Annotated in this window: 23 protein-coding genes; 9 read left to right on the top strand and 14 right to left on the bottom strand. The window is 39.7% G+C overall.

Features of this window, described 5'->3' with window-relative positions; translation table 11 throughout:
- Window positions 1–157 precede the first annotated feature (157 nt).
- Entirely contained in the window at window positions 158–1,624 is a 1,467-nt protein-coding gene (locus P8O16_RS01550; protein ID WP_300310152.1) for a gliding motility-associated C-terminal domain-containing protein, read from the top strand.
- Window positions 1,625–1,665: 41 nt separating this feature from the next.
- Here P8O16_RS01550 and P8O16_RS01545 read toward each other — a convergent pair whose 3' ends face one another.
- Entirely contained in the window at window positions 1,666–2,607 is a 942-nt protein-coding gene (locus P8O16_RS01545) for an AMP-binding protein (protein WP_300310150.1), read from the bottom strand.
- 172 nt (window positions 2,608–2,779) lie between these two features.
- Between P8O16_RS01545 and P8O16_RS01540 the strand changes: the two genes are divergently transcribed.
- From P8O16_RS01540 to P8O16_RS01530, 3 genes are all read left to right on the top strand, one after another.
- Window positions 2,780–3,862 carry an anhydro-N-acetylmuramic acid kinase gene (locus P8O16_RS01540; protein WP_300310148.1) on the top strand — a complete coding sequence of 361 codons (1,083 nt, stop codon included), beginning with the start codon at window positions 2,780–2,782 and terminating at the stop codon, window positions 3,860–3,862.
- A gap of 1 nt (window position 3,863) precedes the next feature.
- Complete coding sequence (locus P8O16_RS01535; protein ID WP_300310146.1) at window positions 3,864–5,099, top strand: Glu/Leu/Phe/Val dehydrogenase dimerization domain-containing protein; 1,236 nt, start codon at window positions 3,864–3,866, stop codon at window positions 5,097–5,099.
- A gap of 180 nt (window positions 5,100–5,279) precedes the next feature.
- Window positions 5,280–6,791 (top strand): sodium:proton antiporter, encoded by a 1,512-nt coding sequence (locus tag P8O16_RS01530; RefSeq protein WP_300310144.1) that lies wholly within the window; start codon window positions 5,280–5,282, stop codon window positions 6,789–6,791.
- Here P8O16_RS01530 and P8O16_RS01525 read toward each other — a convergent pair.
- On the bottom strand, window positions 6,788–7,381 hold the full coding sequence (locus tag P8O16_RS01525) for a DNA-3-methyladenine glycosylase I (protein ID WP_300310142.1): 594 nt from the start codon (window positions 7,379–7,381) through the stop codon (window positions 6,788–6,790). The two genes, P8O16_RS01530 and P8O16_RS01525, sit on opposite strands and share 4 nt — an antisense overlap.
- Before the next feature lie 84 nt (window positions 7,382–7,465).
- On the opposite strand from P8O16_RS01525, the gene alr reads away from it, so the two are divergent.
- Entirely contained in the window at window positions 7,466–8,620 is a 1,155-nt protein-coding gene (alr, locus tag P8O16_RS01520; RefSeq protein WP_300310155.1) for an alanine racemase, read from the top strand.
- 73 nt (window positions 8,621–8,693) lie between these two features.
- Here the strand turns inward: alr and P8O16_RS01515 are convergent, their stop codons facing one another.
- The 7 genes from P8O16_RS01515 to rfbC form a co-directional block, all read right to left on the bottom strand.
- Window positions 8,694–9,443 carry a shikimate dehydrogenase gene (locus tag P8O16_RS01515; protein ID WP_300310140.1) on the bottom strand — a complete coding sequence of 250 codons (750 nt, stop codon included), beginning with the start codon at window positions 9,441–9,443 and terminating at the stop codon, window positions 8,694–8,696.
- On the bottom strand, window positions 9,443–10,375 hold the full coding sequence (locus P8O16_RS01510; RefSeq protein ID WP_300310138.1) for a DUF368 domain-containing protein: 933 nt from the start codon (window positions 10,373–10,375) through the stop codon (window positions 9,443–9,445). Before P8O16_RS01510 ends, P8O16_RS01515 begins: the two co-directional genes overlap by 1 nt.
- 56 nt (window positions 10,376–10,431) lie before the next feature.
- A complete protein-coding gene (locus tag P8O16_RS01505; protein WP_300310136.1) occupies window positions 10,432–11,202 on the bottom strand; it encodes a phosphosulfolactate synthase in 771 nt (256 codons plus the stop codon).
- Window positions 11,203–11,216: 14 nt separating this feature from the next.
- Window positions 11,217–12,632 (bottom strand): tetratricopeptide repeat protein, encoded by a 1,416-nt coding sequence (locus tag P8O16_RS01500; RefSeq protein WP_300310126.1) that lies wholly within the window; start codon window positions 12,630–12,632, stop codon window positions 11,217–11,219.
- A gap of 142 nt (window positions 12,633–12,774) precedes the next feature.
- Window positions 12,775–13,728, bottom strand: coding sequence for an SDR family NAD(P)-dependent oxidoreductase (locus P8O16_RS01495; RefSeq protein WP_300310124.1), 954 nt, complete (start codon window positions 13,726–13,728; stop codon window positions 12,775–12,777).
- 13 nt (window positions 13,729–13,741) lie between these two features.
- Window positions 13,742–14,488, bottom strand: coding sequence for a CpsB/CapC family capsule biosynthesis tyrosine phosphatase (locus P8O16_RS01490; protein WP_300310122.1), 747 nt, complete (start codon window positions 14,486–14,488; stop codon window positions 13,742–13,744).
- Window positions 14,488–15,039 (bottom strand): dTDP-4-dehydrorhamnose 3,5-epimerase, encoded by a 552-nt coding sequence (gene rfbC / locus P8O16_RS01485; protein WP_300310121.1) that lies wholly within the window; start codon window positions 15,037–15,039, stop codon window positions 14,488–14,490. The genes P8O16_RS01490 and rfbC overlap by 1 nt, the downstream gene beginning before the upstream one ends.
- 202 nt (window positions 15,040–15,241) lie before the next feature.
- Between rfbC and hflX the strand changes: the two genes are divergently transcribed.
- Window positions 15,242–16,501, top strand: a complete 1,260-nt coding sequence (hflX, locus tag P8O16_RS01480; RefSeq protein ID WP_300310119.1) for a GTPase HflX — start codon at window positions 15,242–15,244, stop codon at window positions 16,499–16,501.
- Here hflX and P8O16_RS01475 read toward each other — a convergent pair whose 3' ends face one another.
- Window positions 16,502–17,878: a tRNA/rRNA cytosine-C5-methylase gene (locus P8O16_RS01475; protein WP_300310117.1), complete on the bottom strand. Its 1,377-nt coding sequence runs from the start codon at window positions 17,876–17,878 to the stop codon at window positions 16,502–16,504.
- A gap of 78 nt (window positions 17,879–17,956) precedes the next feature.
- On the opposite strand from P8O16_RS01475, the gene P8O16_RS01470 reads away from it, so the two are divergent.
- Window positions 17,957–18,319, top strand: a complete 363-nt coding sequence (locus P8O16_RS01470; protein ID WP_300310116.1) for a DUF1304 domain-containing protein — start codon at window positions 17,957–17,959, stop codon at window positions 18,317–18,319.
- Between the two features lie 58 nt (window positions 18,320–18,377).
- On the opposite strand, the gene P8O16_RS01465 is transcribed toward P8O16_RS01470, so the two are convergent.
- Window positions 18,378–19,904: a magnesium chelatase gene (locus P8O16_RS01465; RefSeq protein WP_300310115.1), complete on the bottom strand. Its 1,527-nt coding sequence runs from the start codon at window positions 19,902–19,904 to the stop codon at window positions 18,378–18,380.
- 4 nt (window positions 19,905–19,908) lie between these two features.
- Window positions 19,909–21,009, bottom strand: a complete 1,101-nt coding sequence (locus P8O16_RS01460; protein WP_300310113.1) for a VWA domain-containing protein — start codon at window positions 21,007–21,009, stop codon at window positions 19,909–19,911.
- A gap of 149 nt (window positions 21,010–21,158) precedes the next feature.
- Between P8O16_RS01460 and P8O16_RS01455 the strand changes: the two genes are divergently transcribed.
- Both P8O16_RS01455 and P8O16_RS01450 read left to right on the top strand, forming a co-directional pair.
- Window positions 21,159–21,392, top strand: coding sequence for a hypothetical protein (locus tag P8O16_RS01455; protein WP_300310112.1), 234 nt, complete (start codon window positions 21,159–21,161; stop codon window positions 21,390–21,392).
- Window positions 21,393–21,500: 108 nt separating this feature from the next.
- Window positions 21,501–22,025: a GRAM domain-containing protein gene (locus P8O16_RS01450; RefSeq protein ID WP_300310110.1), complete on the top strand. Its 525-nt coding sequence runs from the start codon at window positions 21,501–21,503 to the stop codon at window positions 22,023–22,025.
- A gap of 146 nt (window positions 22,026–22,171) precedes the next feature.
- Here P8O16_RS01450 and P8O16_RS01445 read toward each other — a convergent pair whose 3' ends face one another.
- Window positions 22,172–22,993: a hypothetical protein gene (locus P8O16_RS01445; protein ID WP_300310109.1), complete on the bottom strand. Its 822-nt coding sequence runs from the start codon at window positions 22,991–22,993 to the stop codon at window positions 22,172–22,174.
- A 29-nt stretch (window positions 22,994–23,022) separates the two neighbouring features.
- Window positions 23,023–23,553 (bottom strand): hypothetical protein, encoded by a 531-nt coding sequence (locus tag P8O16_RS01440; RefSeq protein WP_300310108.1) that lies wholly within the window; start codon window positions 23,551–23,553, stop codon window positions 23,023–23,025.
- Window positions 23,554–23,685: the final 132 nt, after the last annotated feature.

Raw genomic sequence — 23,685 nt, 5'->3', positions numbered from 1 at the left:
CCGGATACAAATCGGTAGACTATGGTAAATTATCAGCATTGCTTATTCAAGCAGTTAAAGAACAACAAGAAATTATCTCATCCATGGAAAAGCAAATCAACAGCCTGCAAAATGGTCAGAAAGCAATCATGGATAGGCTTTTAAAACTAGAAGAATAATGAAACGCAGGATTAAGAAAAGAGTTTTACCTCTATTAGCCGCCTTATTCTCCATACACCTAAGCACCGCTCAGATGTACCTGAATGATGGCGCACTTATGAGTACCACAGAGGATGCTTTAGTAAGCCTTAGAACTTTTGACTTTATTAATGATGGATCCTTTAACCATGCCGGAAACTTAATTGTAGAAGGAAGCATAACCAATAACGATTCTATTACATGTGCAACCAATGGCACAAATCAAATAACACTGAGCCAAAACTGGATTAATAATGCCACCTTCTCCTCAGGAGATGGGAACGTTCTTTTTAATGGAACCAATCAAAATATTGATGGAACCGTTTCCAGCTCATTTCACGATCTTAGCTTAAATGGAATTGCAGGCAATGTAAAGACTGCACAGCTTTCGCTTACCGTAAAGAACACCTTAGACCTTACCGGCGCCGAGCTCGCGCTGCAAACCAATCAATTAGTCTTAGATAGAGCCTCTACTCCAGTAAACAGAACTGTGGGTTATATATCCACCGATTTTCCAGGAAAAGTGGTGACGAATATTGATATTGCAGGTGCTCCCACTATTGATTTGCCCTTGGGTTACTCCACCAACGCATTAGACTACAGACCCGTAACCCTCATAAGCCCAACACAAGGAGAATACGAATTTGCCTTATATGGGAACAACCCTACTATAGATGGATTTGATGAATTTAGCTTGCAGGATAGTATATGTAGAATACAAAATACATACTATTACTACATGAAAACAGGGGTAAATGATTTGAACTATGCACTCACCTACAAAAGCAACGACCTAGACTATACCAAAACCACCAATTGGTTCAGAGGTCAATGGAATAAAGTAAGCAACTCCAATATTGTTTCATCTAGCAGCATCGCCGGAGCTCAGCAAGCAAACTTAACTACTTTTATTACCTTAGGAAAAGAGCAAGCATTTGCAAATGCAGGCGATGATATTACTATGAGAAGCGGCAGCACCGTCGTCTTTAACGGAAGCGGATACAAGCCCTCATCTGCAACAAGAAGTTGGAGCCCGAGCATAGATTTATCTTGTTCCGACTGCTATACTCCAACCTTTACCTTTGGCTCGCAAGGCAAATACGTACTTACCATAGACAATGGCATAGGCTGCTCCGCCTCAGACACCATGGAATTGGTATATTGGAGAAAGAAAATATTTATTGAAAATGCGTTTTCTCCTAACAATGATCGCCTAAATGATAAGTTTATGCCGGTTCTGCTTACCAATGAAGAACTTGTGAGCTTAAAAATTTACAACGCCTACGGCCAAAAAATATACTCCGATAAAACCGGCTGGGATGCCACCTTTATGGGATCTGATGTTCAACAGGGAGTTTATATATACATCATGGTTATTAACCAATACTTATTGTATGGCAAAAAAGACATTTACATTGCGCGCGGAGAAGTGTCCGTGTTTCGTTAAAATAGGAAAAGCCGAGACATTCCTTTACTTCAAGCCTTGGCTTATGCCAAATCCAGGCCCGCCTCCTTCATGCTTCGCCTTCGGTCTATCTTTTCGGTAGCTGTAAACTGTAAACAATCTACCTCCACCGTCATTTTTATGTATTTTAGATTGGAAGAAGGGCTAAGGCTTAATTCTAGACCTCTCTTCTTTACTAAAACTCCCTTTTCGCCCAGCACAGAATCTTTAATAGAACCAATAAAAAAAGAATGATACGCATATGGGTTATCGGCTAAAATCTCCGCTTCCATCACTTCGGGATGCAACTTTAAACCTCCAGAATTAATCACATGGTCATTGCGACCCAAAATCTTAAATCCCCCATTCTTAAATGCCACCACATCCGAAGTTTGCAGCCATTTCCCCTCTGTTAAAGCGCATTTTATCTTCAAACAAGACTCCTCATTTACATCCAAATCTACTGTTGCAAGAGGGTAAAAATAATCCGAATCCAACCTGCGATACGCAATATGGCTATAGGTTTCAGTCATTCCATATGTATGAAACAGTTTGGAGCTAATCACATCAGGCACCTCAAAACCAAGGCTTCCACCCCCTATTAAAATACTATGCGCTTGGCTCAATGCATGCATCGTTTTCTCCGACTGAAGGCAATGATATAACTGGTGCGGCGTAAGTGATATACAGGCCTCCTTTACATCCATATCCAAAACAGGTTTCGCCTCTGGCGTTTTTATGTAAAGCGGTATATTCCAAACCAAAGCCCGCACCATTTGCATAAATCCGCCAACTTTATGCGTAGGCAAGCACACATACATGCGCTTTGGTTTAGAAGACAAGAATGTTAATGTTTGTTCCGCACTCCAAATAAGCTTAGCCCGTTCCAAAGCAATCGTCTTTGGGGCGCCGGTACTTCCAGACGTTTGCAGCAAAAAGCGTTCTACCCCCTGTTCCCAATCTTTTTTAAAATTAGCCTCGTTCATCCAAAGTATATCTATGCCAATGCAGGCCCATAAAACAGTCCTCCTATGAAAGGTCGAAGCGCCTCATTGATCTGAGGTCAAAGGTAAGAATTGCAGATGTTTATTGCCCAAGTTGGTAAAAAACTTATGAAATAAACTACCTTTGAGGGCGATTATTTAACCCCAAATAGGCATGAAAGTTATAGGAATAATGAGTGGAACAAGCATGGATGGAACCGACCTTTCGCTATGTGATATTCAAGAAAATAATGGACAATGGACGGCAGAAATCATATCTAGCAAAACCTATCCCATGGAGGAAAAATGGAGGGTGAGATTGAGCCAACTAAAGTATCAAAACAGTGCTATTTATGCCCGCACGGACGTATTTTATGGACGGTATTTGGGCGAATTGGTAAAGCAATTCTTAGAGGAACAAGGCTTAGAAGCCGATTTAATTGCCTCGCATGGACATACCATATTTCATGATCCCGAAGGATGGCTAACCGGCCAAGTGGGCGATGGAGCCACCTTAAGCGCGGTAGCAAATTTACCCGTGGTTAGCAATTTTAGACGAGCCGATGTAGCTAAAGGAGGTCAAGGAGCCCCCCTAGCTGGCAAAGGCGATGAGCTGCTCTATGCGGAATATGATGCCTGCTTAAACCTGGGTGGTTTTTGCAATATCTCTGCAAAAATAGATGGGCAAAGAAGTGCCTGGGACATAGGGCCTTGTAATATTGTCTTAAATCGATTGGCCAGAGAACGGAATTTAAAATACGACGCCTATGGTTCCATCGCATCCGAAGGACAAATTGATTTTACCCTTTTGGAACGATTGAATCAAATTGACTATTACCATAAAACCGGAGCAAAATCCCTGGGACGTGAATGGATCAATAAGAATTTTTGGCATATTGTACGCGACTTTGAAAAAACCGACGTTGCCGATCGAATGAAAACCTTAGTGGTTCACATTTCCTTTCAAATAGCTCGAGCACTAGACCAAAGTTTTGGCAATAATGGCGAAGGAAAAAAGATTTTAGTCACTGGGGGAGGTGTATTTAATAAAATTTTGATGGAATTCATCACCCAAGAGAGTGATGCCAGTTTTGTAATACCCGAAGAAAATATTGTCAATTATAAAGAAGCCCAATTTTTTGCATTGTTAGGGGCTATGCGCATTAAAAATCAAAGCAATATAGACCATCATCAAACAGGAGCCTCTGCATCTCAAATAGCAGGTTCATTGGATGGTGATTTTTCAAAAATAAAGTAACATGAGCCTAAAGAAATTAGTAGAAAAGTTTGAGGGAAAAAAACCCGAAATCGTTTTTGAGTGGAACGATACTGAGACAGATGCCAAAGGATGGATCGTGATAAACTCTTTACGCAATGGAGCAGCTGGCGGTGGCACACGCATGCGAAAAGGATTAAACCGACACGAAGTAGAATCTTTGGCCAAAACCATGGAGGTGAAATTTACCGTAGCGGGACCACCCATAGGTGGAGCAAAATCAGGCATTGATTTTGACCCCAATCATCCGGAAAAAGAGAGTGTTCTCAAACGATGGTACCAGGCCGTTTTACCTATTCTTAAGCACTATTATGGAACGGGTGGTGACCTAAATGTCGATGAGATTCATGAAGTAATTCCAATAACCCAAGAGTTTGGCCTACTTCACCCGCAAGAGGGGGTTGTTAACGGACACTGCAAAGAATACACAGGAGAAGAAAAACTAAAGGCCATTTCTAGGCTGCAAGAAGGCGTTTTATTGCCCATAACACATCCCGAATTGAGCCCCGATGTGGAGGCCAAATTTACCATAGCTGATATGATTACAGGCTGGGGCGTGGCAGAGGCCGTACGTCATTACTATGAGGTATATGGCGGGTTTACCAATGGTAAATATGCTATTATTCAAGGATGGGGAAATGTATCTGCGGCGGCGGCATTTTACCTAACCAAATACGGCGTGCGTATTACGGGTATTATTGACAGAGAGGGAGGAATAATAACTAAGAAAGGATTGGGTTACGAGGAAATTAGAACCCTTTTCATAAACCGAAAAGGGAACAAACTAAGCAGCCCAGATATGATTTCGTTTGAAGAGGTGAACGAGCAAATTAGGGATTTACCTGCCGAGATATTTATACCAGGAGCCGCCAGTCGCTTAATTACAGAAGAGCAAGTCTTAAAGATGCAAAAATCAGGAATTGAAGTCATCAGCTGCGGAGCCAATGTGCCTTTTGCAGATCAAGAGATATTTCAAGGGCCTATTTCTAAGTTGGCCGATGAGGTAACCGCAGTAATTCCAGATTTTATTGCAAATTGTGGGATGGCTCGAGTATTTGCCTACCTCATGAGTGACAAAGCAGAAGTGACTGATCAGGCTATTTTCGACGATGTGAGTAGAACTATTCGAAAGGCCTTGGAAAAGACACATTCTGAAAATCCTGAAAAAACTAAACTGGCCGAAAGCTCCTTTAAAATAGCTTTGGCACAACTCGTGTAATTTCAGTGTATAAGATCCATCCGATGGAGTTAATTTTTGATTAATTCCATCGGACTACTCTTTGAGGATTGTGGAGTTTCATCCAAAATCAGTAGTTTAGCAGAAGTTCATTAGTGAAAATCACCCAAGCCAACTAGTTTATTGAACTTGACAGTTTACCCAGCCGAACCTATTAAATAAATGAAACATTTTATCTTTAGTTTTTCCATTTTCTTCGGATTGCTATTTTTTGGAAGCTTTCATGTATCCAATGTTTCGGCGCAGGATTCCCAAACAGAAGTTGTACAAGAAGCAGATCATGGCACACATGAAGATGCTGCAGAGGGTCATGAAGCAAATGCCAGTGAGCACGGAGATGCACATGCTGCCCCGGTTTGGCTAGTGATTCCATTTGTGATGCTACTTTTAATGATCGCGACTGGCCCGCTGTTTTATGAACATTTCTGGCATAAAAACTATCCAAAAATTGCAATCGGATTGGCGATACTGGTCGTCTTTTACTATTTATTTGTTTTAGGGAATGTACATAGCCCTGTACACGCAATGGCGGAATATGTTCAGTTTATCGCCCTATTGGCTTCACTTTACATCGCATCTGGAGGAATATTAATTGAGATTGATAAAAAAGCAACACCAATGGCTAATGTTTCCTTGCTATTGATTGGAGCTTTGATCTCAAATTTGATAGGAACTACGGGTGCTTCTATGCTTTTGATTCGGCCTTTTATTCGATTGAATAAAGGAAACATCCAAGCCTACCATATAATTTTCTTCATCTTTATGGTCAGCAATATTGGAGGTTCATTAACTCCAATCGGAGATCCTCCACTATTTCTTGGATTCTTAAAAGGAATTCCATTTTTCTGGACTTTAGAGCATAACTGGCCAGCATGGATTTTTGCTTTGCTTCTTCTAGCCGGGGTATTTTATCTAATCGATAAAAAATTGGGGAAAGCCTCCGATGAAACTGAACTTGAAGAAATTACCTATTCGAATAAATTTTCATTGATTGGAGTCCGTAATTTCGGATGGTTATTTATCATCATTTGTTCTGTATTTCTAGATCCAAATGTCATTGAGGGTGTGCCCGCGATCCATTATGAAGGTCAGAAATTCTCATATATCCGAGAACTCATCATGCTTTCAGTAGCTGTGTTTTCATACAAATTTGCTGATCAAAGAGCGATCAAAGGCAATGAGTTCAACTTTGAGCCTATCCGGGAAGTAGCATTTATCTTCATAGGAATCTTCGGCACTATGATGCCAGCACTCGAGCTTGTCGGGATTTTTGCTAAGTCACCTGAGGGAGCTGCTTTGATTACACACAATACACTTTATTGGGGTACTGGGGTACTATCCGGATTCTTGGATAACGCTCCAACTTACTTGAATTTCTTAGCTGCCGCTATGGCATCAGAAGGAGCTTCTATCAATAATATAGAGGAAGTGAGAACATTCGCTGCAAACGGTTATGAGGATTCCGCATTCCAATTGATGGCAATTGCCATCGCTTCTGTGTTCTTTGGTGCGATGACTTACATTGGAAATGGACCAAACTTCATGGTAAAATCCATAGCTGAACAAAGCGGAATCAAGATGCCTTCTTTCTTTGGCTACATCATCCGATTCTCACTCCCAGTCTTATTGCCAATTCTATTCTTGGTTTGGTTGATCTTCTTTGCTTTCGCTTAAGATCTAAGGTCCTTGTATCGAAAACAATCTACTAAATGATCATTTACCAAGCCTGTAGCCTGCATATGGGCATATAGCGTGGTGCTTCCTAAAAACTTGAATCCCCTTTTTTTCATGTCTTTTGCCAATCGGTCGGATTCCGGAGTGGTAGCAGGTGCATTCTCCATGGATTTCAAAGAATTCTGAATTGGTTTTCCACCTACAAATCCCCAGATATAATTCGAAAAAGAGCCAAATTCCAATTGCACTTCCATAAAACGCTTGGCGTTATTGATCGCCCCTCTGATTTTCAAAACATTCCTAATGATATTTTTATCCTGTAGCAATTCCTGCACATAGCTTTCAGGAAATCCTGCCACGATCTCATAATCGAAATCGGCAAAAGCATTCCGATATCCTTCTCGCTTTTTCAAAATAGTCGACCAGCTCAGTCCTGCTTGTGCACTTTCAAGAACCAAAAACTCAAAATGAATGCGATCATCATAAACAGGCACGCCCCATTCGGTATCATGATAGGTTACGTATTCGGCAAATCCGAGGCACCAAGAGCAGCGGGTTTTTAAATCTTCGGGAATAAACTTGGATTTCATAATACTCAATTTAAATAAAAGTAACAGATAATTGGGATGCTGTAAGCAAGCTCCTTAATTTCTCGATTGAAATTAAAAATTACAATGATTGCCACCTCCTCCCTTGAAATCAGTTCCAAAGCATACCGACAAAACATTAAGTATATCAGATCGGAAATAGGCCCTGATCCGGTTATTTCTGCAGTTGTCAAAGGCAATGCCTATGGGCATGGGATCCCTCAAATGGTTGAAATTGCAGAAAAAGCAGGAATCCGGCATTTCAGTACTTTTAGTTCTGACGAAGCTTTGGAAGTATTTCAGCATTCCAAAAAAGGATCAGAAATCATGATTTTGGGGATGTTGTATTTGGAAGAGCTGGAGGAATTAATTAGAAACGGAATCAGCTTTTACGTATTTGATTTTGAACGATTGGAAGCCGCAATAGCCATTTCCAAAGCGATTGGGGCACCTGCCAAAGTTCATATTGAAGTTGAAACCGGATTCCACCGGACAGGTTTTGACCGGAAAGATCGAGAAAATCTAGCGACTATACTTTTAGAAAATAGTGAAGCCATATCACTAGAAGGCCTTTGTACCCATTATGCCGGAGCAGAAAGTGTCAGTAATTTTGTTCGAGTTAAAAACCAGATTGCAACATACCATGAGTTCAAGGATTACTTTTTAGAACAAGGCTTAACTTTCAAGAAATTTCACACCGCCTGCTCTGCAGCCACCTTGATTTTTCCTGAAACAATCATGGATATGGTTCGAATAGGCATTGCCGGATATGGGTTTTGGCCCACCAAAGAGACTTATTTTGCAAAACTCCACGACCTCCCAAAAAACAATAAAAATCCACTTCGTAGATTGATCACCTGGAAAAGTACCGTCATGAGTCTCAAGGAAGTTAAAATGGGTGAATTTGTAGGCTATGGAAATAGCTTTATGGCCCTTGAAAATATGAAGATGGCAATTGTACCCGTTGGCTATGGGCATGGATTCAGTCGCTTATTAAGTAATCAAGGCCAAGTATTGATTCAGGGGCAGTTTTGCCAAGTGGTCGGAACAGTGACAATGAATGCGATCGCTGTGAATATAAGCAAAGTGAAAAACGTGAAAATCGGGGATGAGGTAATCCTGATTGGAAAACAGCGAGGCAAGGAAATTACAGTGGCTTCCTTTTCGGAATCTACCCAACAGGTAAATTATGAGTTATTAACTCGCTTGCCAAAGGATATCCCTAGGAAAATAATCCCTTAAAAAGGTTGATCTTCCTAATTAATGATTGAAAGGTTTTTTCGGTAAAATTTGAAATTGGTTAGATTTTTAAGCCCTACTTTTTGGGAGAAGTATTCCAAATTTCCCAAGCTGCCTCAGCCTGTAACACCAGCATTTCGTAGCCGTTTTTGGCTTTTCCCCCTTTCGCCAGACAAACTGACATCAGTTTTGTTTCAGAAGGATTATAGACTAAATCATAGACCCTATGGTTAGCAGTCAACTGATCAGCTGGAATGTCGGGGATTTCTTCAATTTTTGGGAAAGTCCCCACAGGAGTGGTATTGATAATAAGCTGAAATTCATTTAGAAAACTTGGATTCTCTTTCAAATCCTGATAAGTCACCACTCCAGGCTTTGTACTTCTGGAGACACTCAAAAACTTAATTCCAAGAACTTTTAATGCTTGCTTTATAGCCTTAGATGCCCCTCCAGTTCCCAACACAAGCGCATTTGGTCGCTCTGACCCAAGCCATTTTTCAAGTGAATTTTTAAATCCTATGTAATCGGTATTATTTCCATGAAGCTTCCCAGATTTAATCTGGATACAATTAACTGCGCCGATTTCTGCACAAGCCGGATCCAATTCATCCATGAAAGCTTTCACTTGCTCTTTGTAGGGAATCGTGACACAAAGCCCTTCTAATTCTGGATTATTTTCAATTATTTCTTGTAGCTGATTGATCTCAGGGATTTCAAAAAGTTCGAAGCTACAATTCGTTATACCTTCCTTTTCAAATTTCTCCTGAAAGTATTTCTTCGAAAATGAATGTCCTAGGGGAAAACCGATCAAGCCAAATTTTCTCATTATTTTTTCAAATAAGCTGCCAAACGATCAATCCCAATAACCAGAAAAATCCCAAACAAAAAAGCTGCAATTGCTATCCCTATCAAAGGCTCCAAACCAGTCTGATCCAAATATTGAGTAGGTAAAAGATTTTCTGTTAAAAAAGGTTTTTGTTCCCCGCTTGAGGAGGTTCGATAGGCGGTGACAATTTTCCAGGGCCAAAGCTTATTCATCGAACCTAGCATAAATCCTGAAAGCAAACCTATTGTGGTGGCATAATAACGCTTGAGCAGCCAAGAAATTACCCGACTGAAAGACAAAATTCCAATCACACAACCTAAAGCAAAAACCCCTAAAGTAAGGATGTCTTTATTTGAAACTGCCTCCAAAATCTGCTCATACTTGCCCAGAATAAGTAAAATAAAGCTTCCGCTTATACCTGGTAAAATCATTGCACAGATCGCAATTGCTCCAGATACAAAAGTAAACCAAAGCGCATCCGGACTGCTAGTGGGAGGTAGTTCAGTAATAAAATAAGCCCCGACTGTACCTATTATTAAAGCCACAATCACTCCTAAATGCCAGCGATGGATCTCACGAAGGATCACAAAAGCGCTTATAAGAATTAGTCCGCAAAAAAATGACCACAAAGGAATCGGGTGATCATTCATCAGGAATGTAATCAGCTTTGAAAGGGAAAAGATACTAGTCAGAATCCCAAGCAATAAACTCAGCAGGAAAGTCCCATTGACTGCGTTATAGAATTTTTTCACCTCAAACTTGAGCAACAGTCTGAGATTAGCGGAATGAAAGGAGTTGATACTATCCAGCAATCGCTGGTAAATACCTGTAATCAGAGCTATTGATCCACCTGAAACACCAGGTACGATATCGGCTGCTCCCATTGCCATACCTTTGAAGAATGTAAGGAGGTTCTTTTTGAATAAATCCATGGTCAAAAATAAAGGCTGATCGGTACGTACCAATCAGCCCATTTGGAGTGGGTATTTTATAATTTGATTTCTCCCAGAAAATGGTCGAAAGTATCTCCTCTTAATCCAAGTCGTATTGTTTCGAGTGGAATAATTTCGGAAGGGCTGATATTTCCAAGATTCACGTTCGCTCCTATCAGTTTAATAAACCAGACCTGTTGGGATTTGATAGGTGCTTCCCAGATGATTCTTTCTTCCGGGATTTTGGTTAGAATCTCCTCTACCAATCCTTGTCTTACTTCTCCGGAATCTCTAAACAGACCTACGTTACCACCTTCTCGGGCTTCTCCGATCACTTTCCATGCTCCTGCATCCAATTCAGTCTGCATTTGCTCAATCCATTTATATGGTGGAATGATCTTAGCAGCATCTTTTGATCCTACTTCGGAGAGAACAGTTACCTGCTTTGCCAATTCGGAAATGTATTCACACTTCTTGTCATGATTCAAAGAAATCGACCCATCTGATACTTCTGCAAAACCCAGATCATATTTATCTAACACCTTGCGGTAATCATCAAATTGACCTCTTACAATAAACGCTTCAAAAAGAGTCCCCCCAAGATAAACTGGTATTCCAGCCTCTTTATACACTGCAAGTTTCTTATCCAGGTGCTTGGTGACATAAGATGTGGCCCAACCGAGCTTGACGATATCTACAAAATCGGAGCAATTATCTACAAAATCTTCAGTTTCACGGACTGAAAGGCCTTTATCCATGGCCATAGTAAATCCTGTGGTTCGAGGTTTTTGAGTCCGAACGGGAATGTTATTCAGAATATAATTCATTAGCTAGGTTTTGTTTAGGACTCGGGATTTTCCTCCCGATACTGAGAAATAATCTTGTAAATCGCTTTTTGCTTTTTCAATTCCGGCATCAACTGATACAAGATTGTATGTTTTTCGAAGTCCAAAGTTAAACCATTTTCTAAAAATGAAAACGCCTCTTTATAATTGCCCATTTTGATTTGGTAAACAACCATCCTAAAATACAATTCTGCAGATTCAGGTAGCTCTTCGATTCCTTCCAAAGTCACATCAATGGCCTCTTCAAATCGATTTTGCTCATAATAGATCAAGGAAAGATTGACATAAGTCTCCATTATTCCCGGTTCTAGGTTGATTGCCTCTTCATAGGCTTCTGAACTTGCCTGCATATTTCCAAGGTTAAATTCGGCATCTGCCAGACCTACCCAGTAGTTTGCGTTTTCCTTGGTAAGCTTGAGAGCTTTCTTGAAATAGTGGATGGCTTCAAAAAATTTTTCCTTTTTCAGCATACACATCCCCAGCCCAAACCAAGCATCATCATACTCTTCATCCAGCTTTGCCGACTTTTTAAAATATTTAAATGCCTCGTCGAGCTTGCCCAATTTTTCATAGGCAGCACCCATATAGCAACAGTTTTCCGCATTTACCCCTTCACAGTTTATGGTGTTTTGGTAGGCTTCCAAAGCAAGTTCGAACTGCTCGGTATTCATCAGCGCATTTCCAAGATTGAAATATGCAGATGCAAAAGCATCATCAATCAAAATGGCATATTCATAAGCTTTTATCGCTTCCTGAAATCTACCAAGCCTGTTGTAGACAACACCTAAGTTGTACCAAGCACCTGCACTGTAAGGATCTTGGTCTATAAATTCTTGATAAAATTCCAGAATCTCATCAAACGAACCTTCCTCCTCCGTAATCATTGCCAGCTGAAAAAGAGCATCTTCATGATTGATACGAAGTTTTACTGCTTCTTTGAAATAATAGCTTGCTTTAACATTGTCACTTTGAATACGATAGAGATTTCCAAGCGAATAATATACCTCCGCTTTGTCCTCTGCCAGAGGAAGAAAATTCTCCAACAAATCGATTCCTTCCTGATGTGAGCCGGCTAGAATGTGTGCATTAGCAAGTGCCAGAATGATTTCTTCATTATTAGGGGAGATATTATTGATGTTCTCCAGAATACTCATACCCTCTTCAAGCTCATCATTGAAGATGAGACATTGTGCTTTCAAAAGCTTGATTTCTACAGAATAGGGGAATTTTTCGAGACAGTATTCAGAAGCTCTCAGTGCCTTCAGAAATTTTTGTTGATCAAAATAAAACCGGATAATATCTTCCAGCTCTTCTTCTTCAAAATATAAGTCAAGATTGGATTTTAGAGAATTTTCAAATCGCTCTACCAGCTTTTTATCGTTTTCCCAATCGTGATCGTGATCTCCGGTCATTCGAATGCGTTATGGTTTACTTAATTTACCAAATAATTTGTTCTGTCAAAATCAGGTATTGTTAATTTTTCTTCCCCTTCTATAAAAGGTATCAGAAGAAGAAAAATCAGGTTGTTGAAAACGGTAGAAATTGAAAATAAGTTTACCTGGCCCAGCGAAAAGTATCTTCTAAGGAGAAATATTCAAAATTTAATAGATCCTGCGCTTTCTTATTTTCAAAAACTGTTTTTTGCTTTGAAATCAGAGCAGTTTTTTTGTTCAACGGACTTTTACTCAATCCGAGTTTTCGAAATATTCCATTAAAAAATACTACAAGATGCAATAAAAATGGATTTAGGGCTTTGTATGGAGCTTTCTTTCCAAATTCTACTCCCATAATTTGAAAGAATTTTTGGTAGGGAATTGACTCTTTATTGAGAATAAATCGCTCCCCCCATTTATTTTTTTCCACCAGTAGCTTTGTAATCTTTGCTGCGTCTCTTACATCTATGTAGTTTATATTTCCAGAGGGGTAATACCTGTTTTCTTCAAGGACATAGTGATATATGTCTGTGCTACTCCGATCGTCAGCTATTTTCCCTAAAAGAATAGAAGGATTGACAACCAAAAGGGTTAGCCCTTCCTGTTCTCCTCGCCATGCTTCCAATTCTCCGTAATATTTCGAATTAGCATAAACTGTATTTAATGGAGATTCTGTCCATTTAAAGTTTTCATCAATAAAGAGGTGCTCTTGACTTCGACCTATAGCTGCCACAGAACTTATATGCACCAATTTTTTCACTCCAGCAAGGAGCATAGCATTAACCAAGTTTGCAGTACCCTTCACATTGGTCTGATAGAGACTGGTCTCATCTTTTGAGTCAAAAGAAACCATTCCTGCAGCATGAATTACCAAGTCAATGCCTTGTAGTGCTGCCTCCAAAGAGTCTATATCTGCCAAATCTCCTTCCAACCAATGAATATTTGATTCGAGACTTTCAGTAAGTCGCTTGGAAGAGGAACGCCGAACTAATCCACTAATTTCCCCCAGTTCAGAAAATTCCTTTGCGAGATAACTTCCAAATAATCCAGTAATGCCAGTAATCAGAATTTTCATAAAAGTTCACTGATCAAAGTAAAGAGTTCATCCACTCAGATTGTTTGATCTTAGAATAGATTTTTGATTTGGGAAGTGTTTCAAGCATATCCAGATATCGCTCATTGTGACAATCTGTTCCAAAAAACTTGACTAATCCTCGCTCTATTAGCATTTCTCCAAAATCTTTGACTTGTTTGGAGTAGAATCCAGTCAATGAAAGTAGATTGACTTGAAACAGGATATTACGATCCACTAAGTCTTCCAAAAGGGACTTGTCATGGATTAAATATTGATAACGTTCAGGATGGGCCAGAATAGGCTTATATCCTGCCATTTCTAATTGAAAAATGATCTCTAGGAGCATTTGAGGCTTATTGATAAAGCCTGTTTCTACCAAAATAAAACGATCCCCAAATGACAAAAGCGCTTCGCCGTTTTTAACTTTCTCAAGAAAAATCTCATCCATATAGTATTCAGCAGCAGCTTCAATTTCTATGGAAATACCTTCTGCTTTGACTGATTTGCGAAGGTCTTCAAGTCCCATATTTATAATCTCGGGCGTATTTTTGTAATACTCCGACATAATGTGGGGAGTTGTGATGATTTTTCGAAGGCCAAAGTCAGAAAGTCTTTTGATCAACTGGAGAGATTCCTCCATAGTTTTTGAACCATCGTCAATCCCCGGGATCAAATGCGAATGCATATCTACTTCCAGCCAGCTTAAATCCAGCTCATCCACTTCCTCTGGCTTTCTCTTCAAAAAATCTAACAATCCCATTATAATCCTCCCTCAGTTTTTATGAATTCACTCAATGAAGGCCATATTGCATCTTTTTCGGAGATGATCGGTTCTTTGATCTTCCAATCAATTGCCAAATCGGAATCATTCCAGAGTATTCCTCCTTCACTGGCTTTATTATAATAATTAGAACATTTATATACAAAGACAGCATCTTCCAATACAGAAAAACCATGGGCGAATCCACTTGGAATATAAAGAAGATTACTTTTCTCAGCATCCAAAACTGTCAAATACGATTTCCCGAATGTTGGCGAACCAATTCTCAAGTCTACAGCAGCGTCGAGGACAGAACCTTGAACCACTCGCACTAATTTAGCTTGACTAAATTCCCCTCGCTGGAAGTGAAGACCTCTCAAAGTTCCTGCTGTGGAAAAGCTTTGATTTTCTTGAACCCATCCATGATCGAGTGGAAAATCGTCAAACCAATCAACTCGATAAGATTCAAAGAAATATCCTCTGTTGTCAAGAAATTTTTTTGGGAAAATCTCCAACACACCTGGAAGTGATGTTTTTACTATTTCAGCCACTTTTTTTCTACTTGCTATGAAATTAATCATCAAAATAACTACCTCTCAATAGACTATCCTAATCTATTGTGATGAAATATGGCGAACTTTGTTGCCAGAGCCTAAACTATATTCTTAAAATAATAGAAACTTGAACTTGAAATGATTCTCAGTAGAACTTTTACATGTTCAAATTGAGTTCTTATAGCAGATCACGATATATATGAGTAAATATTCCCGGAAACTTCAAAAACTTCACGAAACTGCCCCAAAAGAAAATACCGCAGTCCTTGTCAGTATAATTCGCCAGTATCAAACCGAGCAGGAGACTGAAGAACATTTAGATGAGTTGGCCTTTTTAACTGAAACGCTTGGTGCTAAAACAGTGTATCGCTTTACCCAACGAATGGAAAAGCCAGATATCAAGACTTTTGTTGGATCCGGTAAGCTAGAGGAGATTATTTCCTATGTCACCCATTTCGAAGTGGACATGGTGATTTTTGATGATGACCTTTCTCCATCACAAATGCGGAATCTGGAAAATGAACTCAAAGTAAAAATCTATGATCGATCGCTTTTGATTTTAGACATTTTTCTAAATAGAGCGCAAACCGCTCAAGGAAAAACACAAGTTGAATTAGCAAGATTTCAGTACCTACTTCCTCGATTGACTAGAATGTGGACTCACTTGGAGCGGCAGCGAGGTGGTACGACGACACGAGGCGGATCTGGTGAAAAAGAAATTGAAACGGATAAGAGAGATATTCGAAACAGAATTTCTCTACTAAAGGAAAAATTACGAGAAATCGAAAAACAAGGAGAAACTCAACGAAAAGGAAGAAAAGGCATCGTACGTGTGGCCGTAGTTGGCTACACCAATGTGGGTAAAAGTACCTTGATGAACTTGATTACCAAAACAGATATTTTGGCGGAGAATAAACTGTTTGCTACTGTTGACTCCACCGTTCGAAAGGTAGTACTCGAAAATGTTCCCTTTCTTCTCTCTGATACTGTTGGGTTTATTAGAAAACTCCCGACTCACCTCATCGAGTCATTTAAGTCTACATTAGATGAGATTCGCGAAGCAGACTTACTGGTGCACGTAGTGGATATTTCTCATCCACATTTCGAAGATCATATCGCTGTGGTAACTCAGACTTTGAATGAAATCAAAGCAGGAGATAAGCCTGTGCTATTGGTGTTTAATAAAATCGATTTGGTGGAAACTATGCCCAGCGAAGAAGAAAGTATGCAGATGACCGAGTTGGAGCTTGAAGAAGCAAACTATCTTGATTTTGATTCGCTTTCTGATGCCTACGAAAAGAAAACTGGTATCAAGCCCGTGTTTATGGCTGCTGCTAGCGGACTAAATGTGGAAGGTTTCCGGCAAGCCTTAATTTCCGAAGTGAAGAAGCAGCATCGAAAGATCTATCCGCATTATTTAGAAGATGAAGTGGTCACTTGGACAGAAGAAGAAAAGTAATCACATCCGAATTCGCCAGTCTTTTGGGTAGTAATTATTAATCCGATTTCCAAGGTTTTTAACCCAACCAAGTGGTAGATCTTGGTAAGTCATCAAGACCCAACCTATTGGTAAATCAGCTAAATCCAACTCGTTTTTTCTTAGAAAATCCAAAGCTTCCGTTTTTGATAATTCATGTTGCGCAAAACCAACTTTAGGTAAAAGAGAAAGCGCCCACTCATGACTTGGGATCCAGTCAGACTTTTGCTTTTTGCCCAGCTCAACACCAAAATATTTCAGACTTAAGTGTTGGGAAAGCTTTTGAAAGTGAAGACTCCAATCTTTTGAAATTCGGAAATAGGAGTCATTCAACGTATAGTATTTACCCGATCCATCAAATCCGAGCTCTTGATCCAGAACAGCAGATTCCCGATCAAAAATTTCCTTTAAATAAAGATGCTTAAAGTCTTTGATTCGCTTCGGCTCTTGGATGTAAGCGTCTTCAGAGCGCTGGAGTATCGTTATAAAAAACCCTTCTCCGTTCACTAAATGGGGAAAAAATCGGTAACCAAAAAAGGTTTTACCATCATTATTGACAGTAGTTTCCCGAATTTTCCAATCCGGATCAAGAGTAATTCGAACCGGCTCATAGGAAAACTCATCAGTCAAAAATCGGATCATGTCCTCATTTTCTTTCTCATTAAAGGTACAAGTGCTGTAAATCAAACATCCTCCAGCTTTAACCAAGGCTCCTGCTTGATCCATAATTCGTTTTTGTCGCAGCTCACAAAGTGCCACATGATCAGGAGACCATTCACTTCGGGCCTGTGGATCCTTTCGAAACATACCCTCTCCAGAGCATGGCGCATCAACTAAAACGAGATCAAAAAATCCTTCCAAAGGAGAAAAGTGCTCCGGATCATTATTGGTAACGATCGTATTTCCCAAGCCCCATTTTACAATATTTTCCTTCAAGATTTGCGCGCGGGATTGAATGACTTCATTGGCTACAAGCAATCCCTTTTCACCCAAATAAGAAGAAAGCAAGGTGCTTTTACCTCCAGGTGCTGCCGCAAGATCCAAATAAACCCCTGCTGGAATTTCAAGGCTCTTCAATATATGATCGATGAACATCGAAGAAGCTTCTTGCACATAATAAGCTCCTGCGTGAAGAGCTGGGTCTAACGTGAACGATGGTCGATCTTTTAAAAAATAACCTTGATCAGACCAAGGGATACTTGATTTTTCCCAATCAATCTCGATTGGCTTTGCTGAATTCAGACGGATAGAAGTTTTGGAAGGCTCATCGATTGCTTTTTTGAAAGCCGCAAACTCTTCTTTGCCGAGCAATTCTATCATTTGGTTTTCGAAAGCCGCCGGCAGTAGGATATCAGACATATGGGGCAAATATAAGTTATGCCTCCACCTTAGCCGGAAAATCTCTTTAAAAATGTAAATTCATAAAATTTGAAAACCATGGAAATCGCTATAAAAATCGTCATTGGACTTGTCGCAATTCTGCATCTCTATTTTTTATACTTCGAAATGTTTGCGTGGGAAACCACTGGGAGGCGGATTTTCAGGCAATTTCCTGCAGATTTATTTCCAAAGACAAAGGCGCTTGCAGCAAACCAAGGCCTTTACAATGGATTTTTGGTGGCAGGCTTGGCATGGTCACTGTTTATTTCAGATCCTATTTGGGCAGATAAGGTGGCATTGTTTTTCCTAGGTTGTGTCTTAGTTGCCGGGGTTTATGGCGCATTTACTGCGAGTAAAAAAATCTTTTGGGTACAGGGATTCCCAGCTTTGATTGGGATTGGATTGATTCTTTTGAAGTGATTTTAAATGAAAAGGATTAACCTTATTAACTAAAAAAGAGCCTTTCGGCTCTTCTTAATTATAAATCATCTTCATCCTCAAAATCATCCTCATCTCCAGGACCCATGTCAAACATGGAGCTGAATAAATCTTTGAACTGAAGTCCAGTGTCTAGTAAATTTTTACTCAACTGGGAATATTCCGCTAAACCATGGAGGGCAAATTCCATAAAGAATTCCTTTTCCTTCTCTGGGACATTTTTGGCCAATTGTGTCACCACCTCTTCCAATCCCGGTACTGCATGCAACGCCTCTTTGTAGGTTTTATCGGATTGAGATGCTAAAATATCCAAAACATTACCCTCACCAAACCATGCTAAAGGAAGCACATAGGGATTGCCTTGCTTCTCTTTTTTCTTCTGCTCAGGGCTTGGGAAATAATTAACAAACTGTGTACGAATGGCCTTGCCAATCAAATTATAAGCCACCAAACCTGCGCCTTCTTGTTCGCCTTCATAGACGAGTTCAACTTTTCCGGTAATCGCCGGGATCACTCCGATCAAGTCAGCGATTCGAACAACCGTATTCGATTCTCCATTCATATAGAGCCTTCGCTCCGCGGCGGAAACCAAATTTTCAAACGCAGAAATCGTCAATCGAGCAGAAACTCCACTTTTCTCATCTACATATTCTGAGCTTCTCGCTTCGATCGCGATCTGCTCGATCAAGTCCTTCATTAATTCCGGAATATGAATCTGATCCACTGGCTTACCAGTAAGATTTGCTTCTTGAACCGTAATCTTTTTACCGATCTCCAAAGTTTTAGGATAGTGGGTGATGATCTGGCTTTCGATTCGATCCTTAAGTGGAGTCACAATACTTCCACGATTGGTATAATCCTCGGGATTGGCAGTAAATACAAATTGAATATCAAGCGGCAATCGCAACTTAAAACCTCGAATCTGGATATCTCCCTCCTGCAAAATATTGAAAAGTGCTACCTGAATTCTAGCTTGTAAATCCGGTAATTCGTTGATCACAAAAATCGATCGATGTGATCTTGGCACCAAACCGTAGTGAATCACACGCTCGTCATTGTAGCTCAGTTTCATCGTAGCCGCCTTGATTGGATCCACATCACCGATCAAATCAGCAACCGAAACATCAGGCGTTGCTAACTTTTCTGTGTACCTCTCCGAACGATGCCACCAAGAAATTGGAGTATCATCGCCTTTTTCTTCAATGAGTTCTTTTGCGTAGCTCGTCAGTGGCTGCATGGGATCGTCATTCAATTCTGCTCCAAAAACCACAGGCACATACTCATCCAAGAGGTGAGTCATCATCCGGGCAATACGAGTTTTGGCCTGACCACGAAGACCGAGAAGATTAATATTGTGGCGGGAAAGAATCGCTCGCTCAATATCAGGAATCACCGTATCCTCATAGCCCCAGATTCCTTCAAAGACATTTTCTTTTGCCTTGATTTTTAGAATCAGATTTTCACGTAGCTCTTCTTTGATGGATTTTGGTTGGTAGCCAGCGGCCTTCAATTGGCCGAGTGTTTTTATTTTGTGTAGGTCTGAGTGCTTCAGTTTCTTGTATTCCATTTGCTTAAAAGCGTTTCGTTCGGTTTCGTCTGTAATCTTCAAAAATTAAATCTCCAAGTCCTTTTAGGCTACTGTAGTAAGCATTTCCATTATTCACTTTGGTAAATTCTTTTACAAATTCCTTCAAATACGGATCGGAGGCAATCATAAAGGTGGTCACTGGTATTTTCAATTTTCGGCATTGCGCAGCTAGTTTGAGCGTTTCGCTCAAAATTTTACTGTCAATCCCGAAAGCATTTTTATAGTATTTGATTCCCACTTTAAGGCAAGTTGGTTTGCCATCGGTGATCATAAAGATCTGTTTGTTCGGGTTTTTTCTTCGGCGGAGCAAATCCATGGCGAGCTCCAATCCTGCTACCGTATTGGTATGGTAAGGACCCACCTGGAGATAAGGCAAATCCTTGATTTCAATCTGCCAGGCATCATTTCCAAAAACAATGATATCAAGCGTATCTTTTGGATAGCGGGTTTTGATCAATTCGGCTAATGCCATGGCCACTTTCTTTGCGGGAGTGATCCGATCTTCCCCATACAAAATCATGGAGTGGGAAATATCAATCATCAGTACCGTCGAGGTTTGGGATTTGAATTCCTTCTCATTGATCTCCAGATCGCTTTCAGTCAACAAATAGTCTCCGGAAAGTCCATGATTGATCTGAGCATTTCGAAGGGAATCTGTCAAAGCAATCTGATCAAGATTATCTCCGAATTGGAATTGCCTTCTATCAGTTCCTCGCTCTTCACCTTCACCCGAATGCGTGGTTTTGTGTTGCCCGGATTTGCTGCGCTTTAATTTTCCAAAAATCTCTTCCAAAGCAGACTTTCTAATAGTTTGCTCCGCTTTTCCGGTGATTTTGAATTCGCCTTTTTGGTTTTCCTCAGTCATGTAACCCTTTGACTTGAGGTCCTCAATAAAGTCTCCAATCCCATAATTTGGGTTGGTCATATTATAGCGCTTATCAAGATTGGTCAGCCAGCTAAGTGCCTCAGCGACATCCCCTCCGGTCATGGTAACGAGTTGAAGAAATATATTAAGCAAGTTCTCGAAGGTGTTCTTTTCGGGATCTTGATCAGGTACAAATTGTGAGAAACGGAATCCTTTCATTGGGGGTATAACAAGATAAGGCCCTAGCGAGTTTAATCTAGGAAACAATTTCCCAAAAAAGATGAAATCGAGCATAAACCAAAGTCACGCACTGGGATGATTGTTTGACATGCGAGATTCCTGATGACCTTTAAAAAACTTATAAACAGATGAAAAATTACGAACTAGCTGTAGGAATAGTCACCGGCATTTTGATCCTCTTTGTGACACTGATTCAGTTTGAAGTTAGCCAATTTCTAATCTGGCTGATTTTTCTGGCTGGACCCTTTCTGGTGATCTGGATGGTATATTCCGTTTTGGTGGCAGATGTGGATATCAAAGAGACTTTTGAAGAGCAATGGTATCAGGATAAGCCGGATATGCAACGGATGGAGGAGGATTGATTTTAAACGAAAAGTTTTCCTCAAATTCTTTAATTTGCTTCAGCTTAGTTATCCCATTAATTATTAATAAAAGAAATGGTAGGAATTGAAACTGGGGCCAAAAACCCAATGAAGACAATATTAGCCCAAAGGCAAAAAAGATCATTTTGGATTTACTGGTTTCTATTATTTCTGTCTCAGTTTATATCAGGAGTGTTTTTGCAAAAAACTCCTGCTGGAATTGCTGCCATTTCCGCATTGATTGGATCATTGATAGGAGCTCTGATATTCTATTTCCTGATGAAAAAATGGTTTGGATATATGGGGGATAAAGTGGAAAAAGGCTTTGCAAATATTGAAATCCCAGACAAAAAATATGAGACTTACGCGGAGATTGGTTCAAATTTTTTCACAAGAAAGGCCGGAAAAATTTACATAACCGATGAGAAACTAATTTTCAAGCCAAGTGTCTTCAACAAATCTACTCAGCAGCCTTTTCAAGAGCTGATACTTTCTGATATCAAATCCCTGAGGAAAAAGAAAGATTTTCTAGGAAGAGATCAAGTGATAATCTTTACCGAAAAAAAACGGTTTGTAATTAATCCGTTTCAAGATGCTGGAGAACTGGCAGCTCATCTAAAGGCCAGTGAATAAGTCTGCTTTTTTCATACTCCCTTCTTTTTAATGGCTTTAAAATTCTTTAGTCGCAAACATTCCATTTCAATTTGATTGGTAGAATAATGTAGGCCAAACAAAAATGAAATCTTACACTTATTTGTTCTTTTGTATAAATCTGATTTTTAATCATTTATACCTTTAAACTTATACTCACTAGTTTGTCGATTTTCCACTGGACCTGACTCCACAGTTATTACAAATTCAGGAAATTCTTCTTCTTTTAAGCTGACAATTTTTGGGTTTTCAAGTCCTTCTATTTTAAACAGTTTGCTTTGACTGTAATAATCACCATCCGGAATTATGGAAATAAGGATACTGGAAAGTACCCCATCGTACTCTTCAAAGTATTCCAGTGGAGTCGCCTTTGAGTCATTAAGGGTATAGACATTTATGAAGAAACTCCTATTAAAAACTTCCTGATAGGAATAATTGATCTCGGTAATATTTGCTAATAGGTAATTGGCTGTCTCATGCATTGATAGCTCTTTGACTTCAGGAGCTTTCCAAGTATCGTCTAGATTCAACAAATAATCCTCTCCGCTTTTTTCGAATGAAAATTTTGCCTCCTCTCTTGAAAAAATGTACACATCTTTGTCAGAAGATTCTGAGTTTTCCCATAACTGATACAAATCCAAAACCCTTGGAACCAGAGAGTAACCTACTATTTTTTGTTGAAGGGTATAAAGGGTCAAAATATGGATATCTGTTCCGCTTAAACTCAACATACCCTGATTTCCCTTGAGAAAATCCAAGTTTGGTTCGGAATAAGGTTTCACCACCAAGATCGAATCCCATGAAATATTTCCAGCTTGGGATGAAAAATCAAGAACAAATCTATCTGGAATTTCATCAGGTATTCCCAATTCAATTTTTGGAGGGGAGAACATCTCGCAACCACTAAGTAATAAGAGCAGATAAATGGTACTCAATCTATTTTTTAACATTCACCAAACCTCTTATTTGTCTTTTTGTGCTATTTATAAAACCTAAACTCCGCATGGATAGGATACTTATTCAGCCAGAAGATGTCTATACGGGCATTTTCAAGCCAGAGAAATGTCTGATCTATGGTCTCGACCGTATCCAACTTATTGTAGTCTTCAAGTAAATAAGAAGGGAATAAATTCCGTAAACTATAAGACCCAGGATACCTTTCTTTGTATTGATCTAGATCCGATTGAAAAACGTCCAAGTCCTCCAGCTGAAAATTCGTGTTGCTATATTTTTCGAGTGTAAAGAATATCCGTTCTCCTGAATTGAATTCAATTCTTACCGAATCATCCAAATTCAAGTATCCAATATAATTGACTCGATCGTCACGTCTGGTAAGTACAAAATTCTCAGGCAAATCATCCGGATTTTTTGGATAATCATCAATGGTCACTCCGTTAATGGATAATTGATCTCCGGCAAGGGTTTCTGCAATTTCTTCGATGATCAGATTTTCGATTTTTGAATTGTACCAGATTGGAGTGTCATTGTGTGTGATGCCATACTTCTGCAATACATAAACGGTATGGGATAGTTCATTAAACTGTGTCTAGGTTTAAATTTATGTTTCAAAGGACTGGCAGAGGAGGCCGTAGGCCGACGAAGCCAGTCCTTTGAAAACTAGTTTTTCAGAGGTATTCTTTCT

Source organism: Algoriphagus sp., from assembly GCF_029254265.1.
In the GTDB taxonomy this organism is placed as follows: Bacteria; Bacteroidota; Bacteroidia; order Cytophagales; family Cyclobacteriaceae; genus Algoriphagus.
The sequence above is the reverse complement of the archived record's forward strand: the minus strand, read 5'-3'. Positions and strand labels throughout refer to the sequence as shown.

Coding starts and splice junctions, on each gene's coding strand:
- P8O16_RS01550 (WP_300310152.1), top strand. CDS start 158: ATGAAACGCAGGATTAAGAAAAGAGTTTTACCTCTATTAGCCGCCTTA.
- P8O16_RS01545 (WP_300310150.1), bottom strand. CDS start 2,607: ATGAACGAGGCTAATTTTAAAAAAGATTGGGAACAGGGGGTAGAACGC.
- P8O16_RS01540 (WP_300310148.1), top strand. CDS start 2,780: ATGAAAGTTATAGGAATAATGAGTGGAACAAGCATGGATGGAACCGAC.
- P8O16_RS01535 (WP_300310146.1), top strand. CDS start 3,864: ATGAGCCTAAAGAAATTAGTAGAAAAGTTTGAGGGAAAAAAACCCGAA.
- P8O16_RS01530 (WP_300310144.1), top strand. CDS start 5,280: ATGAAACATTTTATCTTTAGTTTTTCCATTTTCTTCGGATTGCTATTT.
- P8O16_RS01525 (WP_300310142.1), bottom strand. CDS start 7,381: ATGAAATCCAAGTTTATTCCCGAAGATTTAAAAACCCGCTGCTCTTGG.
- alr (WP_300310155.1), top strand. CDS start 7,466: ATGATTGCCACCTCCTCCCTTGAAATCAGTTCCAAAGCATACCGACAA.
- P8O16_RS01515 (WP_300310140.1), bottom strand. CDS start 9,443: ATGAGAAAATTTGGCTTGATCGGTTTTCCCCTAGGACATTCATTTTCG.
- P8O16_RS01510 (WP_300310138.1), bottom strand. CDS start 10,375: ATGGATTTATTCAAAAAGAACCTCCTTACATTCTTCAAAGGTATGGCA.
- P8O16_RS01505 (WP_300310136.1), bottom strand. CDS start 11,202: ATGAATTATATTCTGAATAACATTCCCGTTCGGACTCAAAAACCTCGA.
- P8O16_RS01500 (WP_300310126.1), bottom strand. CDS start 12,632: ATGACCGGAGATCACGATCACGATTGGGAAAACGATAAAAAGCTGGTA.
- P8O16_RS01495 (WP_300310124.1), bottom strand. CDS start 13,728: ATGAAAATTCTGATTACTGGCATTACTGGATTATTTGGAAGTTATCTC.
- P8O16_RS01490 (WP_300310122.1), bottom strand. CDS start 14,488: ATGGGATTGTTAGATTTTTTGAAGAGAAAGCCAGAGGAAGTGGATGAG.
- hflX (WP_300310119.1), top strand. CDS start 15,242: ATGAGTAAATATTCCCGGAAACTTCAAAAACTTCACGAAACTGCCCCA.
- P8O16_RS01475 (WP_300310117.1), bottom strand. CDS start 17,878: ATGTCTGATATCCTACTGCCGGCGGCTTTCGAAAACCAAATGATAGAA.
- P8O16_RS01470 (WP_300310116.1), top strand. CDS start 17,957: ATGGAAATCGCTATAAAAATCGTCATTGGACTTGTCGCAATTCTGCAT.
- P8O16_RS01465 (WP_300310115.1), bottom strand. CDS start 19,904: ATGGAATACAAGAAACTGAAGCACTCAGACCTACACAAAATAAAAACA.
- P8O16_RS01460 (WP_300310113.1), bottom strand. CDS start 21,009: ATGAAAGGATTCCGTTTCTCACAATTTGTACCTGATCAAGATCCCGAA.
- P8O16_RS01455 (WP_300310112.1), top strand. CDS start 21,159: ATGAAAAATTACGAACTAGCTGTAGGAATAGTCACCGGCATTTTGATC.
- P8O16_RS01450 (WP_300310110.1), top strand. CDS start 21,501: ATGAAGACAATATTAGCCCAAAGGCAAAAAAGATCATTTTGGATTTAC.
- P8O16_RS01445 (WP_300310109.1), bottom strand. CDS start 22,993: ATGTTAAAAAATAGATTGAGTACCATTTATCTGCTCTTATTACTTAGT.